Source organism: Corallococcus sp. NCSPR001 (assembly GCF_017309135.1).
Classification (GTDB): Bacteria; Myxococcota; Myxococcia; order Myxococcales; family Myxococcaceae; genus Corallococcus.
Genome location: NZ_JAFIMS010000002.1, coordinates 59929 through 71174, shown reverse-complemented (window position 1 = coordinate 71174; position 11246 = coordinate 59929). Strand labels below are relative to the sequence as shown.

The 11246-nt window shown below is 71.7% G+C and carries 10 protein-coding genes; 4 read left to right on the top strand and 6 right to left on the bottom strand.

The features are described 5' to 3' along the window. Window positions 1–16: 16 nt before the first annotated feature. From JYJ93_RS02110 to JYJ93_RS02100, 3 genes are all read right to left on the bottom strand, one after another. On the bottom strand, window positions 17–949 hold the full coding sequence (locus JYJ93_RS02110; RefSeq protein ID WP_206786191.1) for a hypothetical protein: 933 nt from the start codon (window positions 947–949) through the stop codon (window positions 17–19). Window positions 950–953: 4 nt separating this feature from the next. After that, window positions 954–2180: an inositol-3-phosphate synthase gene (locus tag JYJ93_RS02105; protein ID WP_206786190.1), complete on the bottom strand. Its 1227-nt coding sequence runs from the start codon at window positions 2178–2180 to the stop codon at window positions 954–956. A gap of 199 nt (window positions 2181–2379) precedes the next feature. Beyond that, window positions 2380–3822 carry an MATE family efflux transporter gene (locus tag JYJ93_RS02100; RefSeq protein WP_206786189.1) on the bottom strand — a complete coding sequence of 481 codons (1443 nt, stop codon included), beginning with the start codon at window positions 3820–3822 and terminating at the stop codon, window positions 2380–2382. An 88-nt stretch (window positions 3823–3910) separates the two neighbouring features. On the opposite strand from JYJ93_RS02100, the gene JYJ93_RS02095 reads away from it, so the two are divergent. Next, window positions 3911–5104 carry a glycosyltransferase family 4 protein gene (locus tag JYJ93_RS02095; protein ID WP_206786188.1) on the top strand — a complete coding sequence of 398 codons (1194 nt, stop codon included), beginning with the start codon at window positions 3911–3913 and terminating at the stop codon, window positions 5102–5104. On the opposite strand, the gene JYJ93_RS40755 is transcribed toward JYJ93_RS02095, so the two are convergent. Together JYJ93_RS40755 and JYJ93_RS02085 are read right to left on the bottom strand one after the other, a co-directional pair. Continuing rightward, entirely contained in the window at window positions 5035–6258 is a 1224-nt protein-coding gene (locus JYJ93_RS40755; protein ID WP_206786187.1) for a glycosyltransferase family 4 protein, read from the bottom strand. The genes JYJ93_RS02095 and JYJ93_RS40755 overlap by 70 nt on opposite strands. 9 nt (window positions 6259–6267) lie before the next feature. Beyond that, window positions 6268–7047, bottom strand: a complete 780-nt coding sequence (locus tag JYJ93_RS02085; protein WP_206786186.1) for a DUF5953 family protein — start codon at window positions 7045–7047, stop codon at window positions 6268–6270. A 42-nt stretch (window positions 7048–7089) separates the two neighbouring features. Between JYJ93_RS02085 and JYJ93_RS02080 the strand changes: the two genes are divergently transcribed. Beyond that, window positions 7090–7902, top strand: a complete 813-nt coding sequence (locus JYJ93_RS02080) for a hypothetical protein (RefSeq protein ID WP_242543624.1) — start codon at window positions 7090–7092, stop codon at window positions 7900–7902. Here the strand turns inward: JYJ93_RS02080 and JYJ93_RS02075 are convergent, their stop codons facing one another. Beyond that, a complete protein-coding gene (locus JYJ93_RS02075) occupies window positions 7903–8949 on the bottom strand; it encodes a pirin-like C-terminal cupin domain-containing protein (RefSeq protein ID WP_206786183.1) in 1047 nt (348 codons plus the stop codon). A gap of 273 nt (window positions 8950–9222) precedes the next feature. On the opposite strand from JYJ93_RS02075, the gene JYJ93_RS02070 reads away from it, so the two are divergent. Beyond that, window positions 9223–10215: a hypothetical protein gene (locus JYJ93_RS02070; RefSeq protein ID WP_206786181.1), complete on the top strand. Its 993-nt coding sequence runs from the start codon at window positions 9223–9225 to the stop codon at window positions 10213–10215. Between the two features lie 32 nt (window positions 10216–10247). Next, the gene (locus JYJ93_RS02065) at window positions 10248–11216 is read left to right on the top strand and encodes a hypothetical protein (RefSeq protein ID WP_206786180.1); all 969 of its coding nucleotides are present in this window, start codon (window positions 10248–10250) and stop codon (window positions 11214–11216) included. The last annotated feature ends 30 nt before the right edge of the window (window positions 11217–11246 follow it).

Here is an 11246-nt window from a genome sequence, read left to right as displayed (position 1 = left end):
GGAGCCGCCTCGCGGCTCATGGCCACACCGCCGCTTCGCGCAGGACGTCGTTGCCGAACGTCTGGAGCGGGCCGGGGTGGATCAACTCCAGGTCCTCCATCGCCTGGCGCAGGGTGAAGCCCGCCGCGCGGGCGTGGGCCTCCAGCTCCAGCACCCGGTCCAGCGCGTCCGCGGCGTTGAAGGCGCGCGCCTCCGCGGAGTCCACATTGCCGGTGAGCGACAGCGCCTGGCGCACGACCCCTGCCAGCCGCTCCGGCAGCGACGACAGGGCCTTCTCCGTGAGGCGCTTCATGAGGGGCTCCAGCAGGTCCCCCAGGAGCGCCTCCCCGCCGTAGCCCGCGTCCGGCAGCGCCGCGTTGAAGAGGTGATGTGAGAGCCCCGCCACGAAGGGCAGGGCGGGGGACGCGCCGAAGCAGGGCGCGACGAGCACCGCGCCCACCGCCACCGCGTAGCAGTGGTCCGCGTGGCTCTCCTGCGGGGAGACGAGGATGCGCGGCCGGCCGGGGAACGTGGCCCCGGCGCGGGGCTGGCGCACCAGCCGCTCCACGAACAGGGGCGGCGGCACGTGACACGCCTCCTCTGGCGTCTGGGAGAGCGCCACGGACAGCCGCTCCCTCAGGCCCGGGGCCAGCGGCGCGGCCACCGCCTCCAGGCCCCGGTGCAGCACCCGCGTCGCGTCCAGCGGGGACAGCCCCGCCCGCTGGAGGACGTCCATGTCCAGGCCGCCCAGCCGCACCGCCGCCAGCGCGCGCGCCGTCTCCCGCAGCGCCACGATGCGCGGGTCCATGCCGGAGGCCAGCGCGGCCCAGGCCCGGCGGAAGCCATGCGCCGCCAGACCGTCCGGGTGGTCCGGGGTGCGGAGGCGCTTGAGGTCCATCAGCTCCGAGAGAAGCGGACGGAGCTCCGCCATGCGGCTGGGGGACGCCGTGTCACGCGCGGGTGCGTTCATGGCTTCAGCCCCTGATGCGTTCCGGAGCGCGCTCCGCCTGCTGCGCGCGGCCCTTGGAGAGCCACGTCATCAGGCGGCGCTGCTGCTCCGCCATGGCGTGCTCCACGGGCTCGCCGTCCTGGGACATGGGGGCCTTGAAGAAGCAGCCCAGCGCGTCGATGACGCCGCACTCGCCCCGGCGCTTGGCCAGGTCCAGCGTGCGCGCCAGCTCCACGACGAGCGGTGCGGCGAGGATGGAGTCCTTGCAGAGGAAGTTGAGCTTCAACTGCATGGGCTGCCCCAGGAAGCCCGTCACGTCGATGTTGTCCCAGGCCTCCTTGTTGTCCCCGCGCGGGCGGTAGTACTGGATGGAGACGATGTGGTCCTGGACCTTGTAGCCGAGGATGCTGTCCAGCGCGGCGCCCTTGGTGTCGAGCTTGTTCTGCTTCGACGCCGGGTCGTTGAGCGCCTCGCCGTCGCGGTTGCCCAGGATGTTGGTGGAGTACCAGCCGTCCACGTGCAGCGCGCGGTCGCGCAGCGCGGGGGCGAGCACCGTCTTGAGCAGCGTCTGCCCTGTCTTGCCGTCCTTGCCCGCGACGGGCGCGCCGGTGCGCTTCGCCAGCAGGAGCAGCGCGGGCACGTCCGCGGCGACGCTGGGCGTGAAGTTGGCGAACGGGATGCCGTCCACGATGGCCGCGTACGCGTAGAGCATCGCGGGGCCGATGTCCGGGTCGTTCGCGTCCAGGGCCTTCTCGAAGGCCTCCGGCGTGGCGAACTCCGGGCGGGTGAGGTCCACGGCCTTCTCCGTGGAGGCCAGGTTCACCACCACCACGCGCTCCAGTTGCTCACGCTGCTTGAAGCGGGCCAGGTCGTCGCGGATGGCCCGCACCTGTTCGCGCAGGGTGCGCGCCTTCTTCTCCGCAGTGCTCACGACGTTCTTGCAGAACTTCGCGTTGGAGGCCGCGGGCCACGGCCGCATGCGGCCCAGCGTGGGGGACACCGCCTCCAGCTGCGCCTCCGTCAGCACCGCGTGGTTGCGCGCGGCTTTCGCCAGGTCGTCCTCGAACAGGTCCCAGCCGCCGAACGTCAGCGCGCCATATTCGGCCAGGCCCAGGCCCTTCGCGTCCGCCAGCGGCAGGCCCCGCGTGTCCACCCGCCCCCGGCGCAAGAGCTCCATGCCCGCCACCGCCGTCGTCGCCACCGCCCCGCCCAGTCCCACCACCGCCACGCCCAACCGCTCGTTGCCCGCCATGTGTGAAGCCCCTCCCCCACCGTTGTGCCCCGTGCTCTCGCGACGACACCCTGACGGCGCCCCGGGGTGAGGGGAGCCCCGGGGCTGGAAGCGCTTCCTGCGCCCACCCGCTGCGAGAGTTTCGGGAAAGTCCGCACTCCCCAGGGGCTTTCAACTCAGCCTCCGGGCGGTGTGGACTGTCGGCTGGTGGAGGGCGGTCTCAGACGTGTCGCAGCTTCCAGCCGCCGCGCCGGAAGAGGGCGGCGCTCGCCAGGCCGAGTGCTCCATACGTGACGGCGATGGCGATGAACGCGCCCGAGGGGCCCAGGCCCAACGGATGGGAGAGGACCCACGCGAGCGGCAGCTGGAGGCCCCAGGAGAAGAGGGCGTTCACCACGGTGGGGGTGGTGGTGTCCCCCGCGCCGTTGAAGGCGTGGGGCAGCACGGTGACGAAGGCGTAGAGGGCCAGGCTGCAGCTGACGATGCGCAGGCAGCGCACGGCGTGCAGGCCCACCTCCGGATCCGTGGTGAAGCGGTGGATGAGGGGCTCCGCGAAGAGGAGGAAGCCCACCGCCACCAGGCCCAGGAACGCGAGCGTGTAGAAGCTGGCGCGCCACGCGGCCCGCTCCGCGCGGTCGGTGTCGCCCGCGCCCAGGCTCTGGCCCACCAGCGTGCCCGCCGCGTGGGACAGGCCCCACGACGGCTGCTGCGCGAAGAGCAGCACGCGCATGGCCAGCGTGTAGCCCGCGAGCGCGGTGCTGCCGAAGGTGGCCACGATGCGCATCAGCACCAGCCAACTGGACATGCCCAGGAGCGACTGGAGCGTGGCGCCTCCCGACAGCTTCAGCAGCGAGCGCAGCGTGGACGTTTCCACGCGCAGGTGGCGGCGGCGCAATTCCAGACGTCCGCTGCCCTTGAGCAGGCGATACACCTGATACACCACGCCGGTGGAGCGGCCCACGGTGGTGGCCAGCGCGGCGCCGGTGACGCCCATGGCGGGCACGGGGCCCAGGCCGAAGATGAACAGCGGCGCGAGCACGATGTTCACGGAGTTGGCCAGCCACAGCGCGCGCATGGACGTGGCCGCGTCCCCCGCGCCGCGCAGGATGGCGCTGATGAGGAACAGCAGCATGATGATGGGGAAGCTGGCCAGCATCAGCCGCGTGTAGCCCGCGCCGTGCTCGATGACGCCGGGCGCGGCGCCCAGGGCCGTGAGCAGCGGACGCGCGAAGTAGCTGCCCGCGAACGCCAGCGGCACGGCCAGCGCGAGCCCCAGGCCCAGGGCCTGCACCGCGGCGCTCGCGGCGCGCTCCGGATCCTTCTGCCCGATGCGGCGCGCGATGAGCGCGGTGGCACCGATGGACAGGCCCAGCGGCAGGGTCTGGAGGAGCGTGAGCATGGACTCGGTGAGGCCCACGGTGGCGATGGCGTCCGCGCCCAGGTGCGACACGAAGAGCACGTCCACCAGGGCGAAGACGGACTCCATCACCATCTCCAGCACCATGGGCACGGACAGCAGCAGGAAGGCGCGGTCCACGGGCCCGGTGGCCAGGTCCTCGGTGGAGCCCTTCACCGCCAACCACAGGGAGGCAAGGAGGCCCCTGGCTCCCGTCGTGGAGGGAGAGGCGTCCTGCGCGAGGGTTTCAGTCGGGGGTTGCGTCATGGATTGGGCGTTGCAACGGGACGGCTTCCGCCTTTCATCCCTCACGGTTCCCCGCCTGCCGGCGCGCGCGGCCGGGTAGATTCAGGGCATGGCTTCCGGTCCCCGCGTCCTCCTCCTCGCCGAGCGCTTTCCCCCTGACATCGGAGGGCTTGCGCGCAGCGGCGCGCGCACCGCGGGCTCGCTCGTGCGGCTGGGCGCACGCGTGGACGTGGTCGCCTGGACCCGCACGGCGCAGCCGGGAGCGCTGGAGACCGTGCCGGACGCGGGGGACGTGTCGCCGTTCGCGAAGGGCGTCACGCTGCACCGGCTGGGGTTGTTCGGCAGCGCGGACCTGTCCATGCAGCACACGCTCGATGTGCTCGGCCACCTGCACTCGCGGCTCAAGTACGACCTGGTGTGGGGGCACTACCTGTACCCGCCGGGCTTCCTCGCGGTGGTGTTCGCGCAGAGCGCGGGGCTGCGCTCCATCCTCAGCGCGCGGGGCAATGACGTGGATCAGCTGATGTTCCCGCCGGGGGACTTCGCCCGCCTGCTCTGGACGATTCAGCGGGCGGACGTGCTCACCGCGGCCTCCGCGGACCTGGGCCGGAAGATGGCGATGCTGCTGGGCCGCGACCCGGGCGTGGAGGTCATCCCCAACGCGGTGGACACGGCGCTGTTCTCACCGGGTCCCGCGGACGCGGCGCTGCGTGAGCGATTGGGCATCCAGCCGGGCGAGGCGGTGCTCGGCTTCTCCGGAGAGCTGCGCCACAAGAAGGGGCTGCCGTTCCTCCTGTCCGCGCTCACGGAGGTGCGCCGCGTGCGGCCCGCGTGCCTGCTGGTGATTGGCGAGGTGCGCGCCCGGGACGCGGAGCACCTGGTGGCCTACCGGGCGGAGCATCCGGAGGACGCGGCGCGCATCCTCATCTCCGGAGCACTGGAGTCCCCGGAGCTCATCGCGGAGCACCTCCGGCTGTGTGATGTGTATCTCCAGCCGTCGCTGTGGGAGGGCATGCCCAACGCGCTCCTGGAGGCGATGGCGTGCGCGCGGCCGGTCATCGCCAGCGACGCGGGTGGCATTCCGGAGGCGGTGGAGTCCGGGGTGAACGGCTTCATCGTGGAGAAGGCGCTGCTCAACCACCTGGGGCAGGCGTGCCTGGACGTGCTGGGCATGCCCGAGGCGAAGCGCGCGGCGCTGGGGACGGCGGCGAGAGCGCGAATCGAGGCGGGCTTTCAGGCGGACGCGGAGGCCGCGGTGTTGTCTCGCGTGCTGACGCGCGCGATGCCCAAATCCTCCGCGTAGGCGTTCACGAGCGCCTCCTGCGCGCGGCCCCACGGGAACTCGCGCTCCACGCGGGCGCGGGCGTTGGCGCTCAGGGAGGCGCCGAGGGCGGGGTTCGCGAGGAGGTCCTTCACGGCCTCGGCGATGGCCTTGGGCGAGCCGGGGCGGATGCGGTAGGCCTCGGTCGCTTCCGCGAGCGCGCGCACCACGGGCAGGTCGCTGACGACGACAGGCGTGCCGGTGGCCATGGCTTCAATGAGCTTCAGGGGGCAGCAGCCCTGCACGCAGTTGCGGTCGTTCACGGGCAGCGGCACGAGCACGACGTCGCAGGCGTGGTGCAGCCGGGCGAGCTCCTCCTGGGGCAGGGGCTCGAGGAGCTCCACCGCGCCCTGGAGCACGAGGTCGCCGCAGCGGTCCAGGAGGGCGCGGCGCGCGTGCTTGCGCAGGGGGCCCACGAGGGTGAGCGTCACCGGCAGGTCGCGGCGCAGGATGCGGCAGGCCTCGATGGCGTGGTGCACGCCCTGCCACGCGGTCATGGTGCCGCTGTAGAGCATGCGCACGGGGCGGCCGGCTTCGGGCGGGCGTGGGAGCGCGTAGCGGAACACGTCCAGGTCCACGCCGTTGGGGATGACGCGCAGGCGCTTGGGATCCGCGCCGCGGGAGACCAGGTGCTCGGCGGTGACGGCGCTGGGCGTGACGAGGAGGTCCGCGGCCTGGAGGCAGGCCTCCTCCTGCGCGAGGAGCTTTCGCATCAGCTCCACGTCATCGGAGACATCGGGGTGGTGGTACTTGAGCTCGATGGAGGGCAGGCCGTTGACCTCGTAGACGAGCGCGTCGGTGAGGGCGGCCTTGCGCCGGGCGATGGGGTAGCCCTCGAAGATGGAGCGGACGTGGACGACCTTCGCGCGCGGCCGACCCCTCCACCACGCACCCAGGTGCGAGCGGAACGTCAGCGCCTGGGCGACCAGGTCTTTCCCGCGGGCACCCATCGGGTGGTAGGTGATGTGGGGGCTCAGGGCAGGCGGGGGAGCGTCCGGACCTGCTCCAATGGCCACGAGGTCCATGGGACCGAACGCGGCGCCCAGTGCCTCCACGAAGGCGCGGATGTGCACGGCGGCGCCCTTGGGCGCGGGGAAGCGGTCGAAGGACGCGTAGACGATTCCGGAGGTGCCCACGGCCCGGTGCTACCGCGACGGCGGGCCGGCGGCAAACGGGGCGCGTCCGCCGATTTCGGGGAAGCGCGCGTAGGCCCGCAGCAGGGCCTCAAGGTGGGCGGGGTCGTCCAGGTCCAGCGGCGCGTCGGTGAGCTTCACGAGCCAGCCTCCAAAAGCCGTGTAGCGCGAGCGGGACAGCAGCTCCGCGTCGCGAGACGGATCCGGGAACCCGAGCCGCTGCACGGTGGCGGCGGACCAGTAGTTCACCCAGCCCAGGTGATGCGGGACGACGGGCGTGGGCGTCAGCTCCATCGGTTCGAGCACCGGCAGCCCCCGAGGCGGCTCCGGCGGATCCTGCCAGCGACGGCGGGTCTGCTGGGCCAGCGTCACCCCGGCGCTCGGGGTGAGCACCCGCCCCCACCAGGCCCGGGAGCTTTCGGACACGGCCTCCAGCACCCGCGCCGCCACCGCGATGCCGTGCGCGTCCATGGGCAGCTCCACGTGGAGCTCGAACAGCGGCTCATTCCCGGGACACAGGTGCGCGGCCCGCTCCCAACCGCTCACGGTCACGAGGTGGCTTTCGTCTCCGTTGCAGAGCGCGGGCAGCTCGCCGTCCTCCGCGGCCCGGTCCAACCACGCATCCCGCTTGGACAACGGCTGGATTCCCTCCGTTTCAGAGAGGGTCCAGTCCAGATGCAGCCCCGGAAGCGCGTGCTCCATGGCGTAGAGGACAGCGCGCATCCGCCGTGAGTCACCGTCGAGTTCGGGCGCGTGGACGAGCAGGAGCAGGGATGGGTCTGGGGGATTCATCTCGATGTCTGTCCATGTACCAGTTCGGGCAAGATGGCGCGCATGCTCATGAGCTCCGTGGTGATGGCGGCCCTGTTCACGGCCGCGCCCGCTCCCAAGGCCCAGCCGCTCACGTGGAAGGTGACCGGCACCGACGTCACGTTTGAGATGTCGTCCAAGGACCTGCGCGCCCTGCGCGGCGGCAAGGAGGTCTTCGGCCTCCAGTCGCGCAAGAAGGAGTTCCTCTCCAGCGTCACGGAGGGCGTGGACGCCACGCAGGACACGTCCGACTGGGAGGCCACGCAGTCCTTCACCGTGCTGTCCGTGGTGGGCCCGTACGTGAGCTCCGAGGACTCCAACGCCGGCTACACCGGCGGCGCACACCCGTACGCAAGCCGCATCTACGCCACCCAGGACGTGACGAAGGGCAAGGACGGCTTCAACCTGCTGGAGGTGTTCCCGGAGAAGGACGTCCTCAAGGCCCTCAAGGCGGACGGCTACGTGCGCAAGTTCATCGGCGACCCCAAGGCCTTCGAGAGCGCGAAGACCGTGGAGGCACTGCTCCAGACCCTGGAGGCCGACGAGGACTGCGTCGGCTTCGAGTACGGACTGGACAACGTGAAGCGCTCCGTCGCGTTCCACCATGTCGAAGGCGACAAGGTCGCCGTGCGCATCTCGTTCGGCTACGCGGCGGAGATGTGCCGGGGGAACATGTACGTGGTGGGCCTGCTGTTGCCCATCCCCGCGTCCCTGAAGCCCGCCCTGGAGCGCGCGAACACGCGCCAGGAGGGCTTCCTCATGAAGGACGCCAAGGCCGTCAAGGCGCCCTCCGTGAGCTTCAAGTGGGAGGGCGCCGAGGCCAAGAAGAAGCCCTGATCAGGCCGGCTTCTCGATGTGGCCGTCCGCGTGCCGCGCGAAGCGTCCTTCCTCGCGCGCGTGCACCGGATCGTGGCTGGGCCAGGGCCAGCCGCCAAAGCCCGTGCGCTGGTAGTCCGCGAAGGCCTGTTGAATCTCCTGCCGCGAGTTCATCACGAACGGGCCGTACTGCACGACCGGCTCGCCGATGGGCTTGCCCTGGAGCAGCAGCAGCTCCGCCGTCTCCGGGCCGTTCTCCAGCACCACGTCCACGTCCGCGCGCAGCTCCACGGCGCTCCTCGCCGGCACCGCCCGGCCGCCGACCTTCATCCCGGCGCCCAGGAAGAAGTAGAGCATCCGGTTCGTGCCGCGCTTCGCCGCGGGCAGCGTCCAGCGCGCGCCCGGCTCCATCTTCAGCGTCCAGATGGCCACGTCCGCGTCCGGGTTCGCGGCCCAGGACTTGGGCGGCGACGGAGGCGCCTGGAGGTCACCCAGGTTGCCCGCCACCACGGTGATGTTCGTGGCGCGGCCCGCGTCGTCCTTCGCCACGTGGCGCGGGATGACGTGGTCCCACAGCATGGAGAAGTGCGCGGGCACCATCTTGTTGGCGCGCGGCAGGTTGAGCCAGATTTGAAACAGCTCGATGTGGTTGCCCTGGTCCTGCTTGAGCAGCGGGAACATCTCCGAGTGGTTGATGCCACCGCCCGCGGTGAGCCACTGCACGTCGCCCCCACCGAAGCGCGCCGCCGCGCCCAGCGAGTCCGAGTGGTCCAGCAGCCCGTTGCGCACGATGGTCACCGTCTCGAAGCCCCGGTGCGGGTGCTGCGGGAAGCCCGGCACCACGGTGCCGTGGTACATGTTCCAGCCGTCCCGCCCCGCGAAGTCCTGGCCGATGTCCCGGCCCGCGAGCGACGCGTCCGGCCCCAGCTTGTCGTTGCCCTGGGGGTAGCGGTCGTCATGGTGCACGCAGAAGAGGAACGGATCCGGCGTCCGCCACGGGGTGGGGGACGGCCCGAGCGGATCCACCCGGAGGATGGCCTCGGGTTGCTGTGCCTGCTGCTGACTCATCTTCGACTCCTCTGCCTTTCCCGAACCGCGTGAACACCCCACGGTGGTGATGCCCGCCGCCGCGATGAGTTTCAGCGCCGCTCTCCGGCTGACTTCGTCCAAGGTCCACCTCGCGCCCGATGCCGTCGGGGCCGGCCATCCTACCTAACGCCCGGGCCTTCCCGGCGCTCGGCCTGCCTGCATGGCTGGCGGTTCACCCCTGGTGGGACGGCCCGGAGACCCCTACGCTTCCGCGCGGGTCCGCCCCACGGGCATCGCAGGGAGTCCACCGCCTTGGCGGTCAACGTCAGCCGCTTCCACGACCGTTTCACCTACCAGTTCCGCGCGCCGGTGCCGGACCTGCTCGAGGACATGGAGGTCCTGGCCGGCCTGGATGCCCGCGCGGAGCAGCAGCGGCTCGCGCTGGCGTGGGGCGGAGGGTGCACCGCGATTCCGGGCGGGGTGATGGTCATCCTGGCCTACATCACGTGGGCAAGCACCGGGGAGCGGCATTCGCTCACCGAGGAGGGCGAGCAGCTCCTCCAGGTCACGGGCGCGGTGGGCGGAGCGCTGCTCGTCCTGGGGCTCCTGCTCTTGCTGTGGCGTCACACCCTCAAGCCGCGCGACCTGGACAACCGGCGCTACGGCCTGGCCCAGGTGCTGCTCCAGCGTCTGGAGATGGACCTGGCCCCGGACGCGCCGGTGTGGCTCAAGCTGAACCTGCGTCCGCCCGACGTGCTCGACAAGCGCGTGAAGCAGGACATGGTGGGCTGGTGGAGCACGGACTTCTTCGTCGACCCGTGGTTCAAGCTGGAGACCCGGCTGGCGGACGGCGCGTTCGTGCGGATCCACATGGTGGAGCGGCTCCAGAAGCGCGAGCGCTCCAAGACGAGCGCCAGCGGCAAGTCGCGGACGAAGACGAAGCGAAAGGGCTTCGCCCGGCTGGACGTGTCCGTGCGCGTGAAGCCGGAGCGCTACCCCGGCCTGGAGCGGCTCCAGTCCCGCGCCGCGGACGCCGTGCGGCTGCCCCGGAAGGTCGAGCTGGAGCGCGTGCGCGTCGCCGCGGACCGGCTGTCCCTGCGCGCCCGGCTGTCCGACGAATGGGTGGCGCGGCCGGGGCGCGAGCCGGGTGAGCCGGAGGCCCCCGCCTTCTGGAAGAAGGCGCTGGAGAAGGACGACGCGTCCCGCACCGCGACGATGATGCTCCTGAGCCTCTACCAGGTGCTGGGGTACGCCCGGCGGCGCGCGAAGCTGCAGGCCGCGCGCCGGCGCCGCACGTCGGTTTGACCCCCCGGGAGCGGCTCCCTACGCTGCCGGCCGTGCCGCTCGAGCTCTCCGAATTCCAGAAGACGTACATCTATGAAACCCGCGCTCCGGTGGCGGAGGTGCTGGCGGACCTGAAGGCGCTGGGGGAGCTGGACGCGCGGGCGGAGCGGAGGCGGCGCGCGCAGTGGCTCGCCGCCTGGCTCCTGATGGCCTTCAGCGTCGCCGGCTGTGCCCTCCTGTCCGTCGTGGTGGCGCAGCTCTCGTCCGCGAAGCAGGACACGTGGGGCGGACTGCCGGCCCTCGTGGCCGCGGCGAGCTTCGCGGCGGGCATCGTGCTCTTCATCATCCGGTCGCGCGCGGGCCGCACGGACCTGGACAACCGGCGCTACGGGCTGGTGGCCACGCTGCTGAAGCGCTTCCAGGTGGACCTGGACGCGAACGCGCCGGTGGACGTGAAGCTGGACCTGGCGCCGGTGGATGAAGCGCGCAAATGCGTGGGCAAGCCCAAGCGGGGCCGGTGGGAATGCGAGGACTTCACCGACGCGTGGCTGTCCCTGCACGGCCGCTTCGCGGACGGCACGCACCTGCACCTGTCCGCCGTGGAGCACCTGCAGAAGCGCAAGCGCTACGGCCGCAGCCGCAGCGGCAAGACGAAGCTCAAGACCAAGCGCAAGGGCAAGACGCTGCTCCAGGTGGGGCTGCGCGTGAAGCCAGAGCGCTTCCCGGGCCTGGCCGGCCTGGGCGCGAACGCGAAGCGGGCCGCGAAGCTGCCTCCGGGCGTCGCGCTGTCGCGGCTGGACGTGGCCGGGGACCGCCTGTCGATGCGGGTGCTCCTGGATCGCGAGTGGAGCGTCGTGACGACGAAGCCCGCCCCACCCAAGGGCAAGACGCCCAAGGGGGTGGTTCCTCCCGCGACCCAGGACGCGGCGCGCGCCGCGACGATGATGCTCCTGAGCCTCTACCAGGTGCTGGGCACCACGCGCCGGAGGAACACGGCGCCGGGCCGCGAGCAGCCGCTTTGACCCGGCCGGGAGCGGCTCCTACGCTGGCCC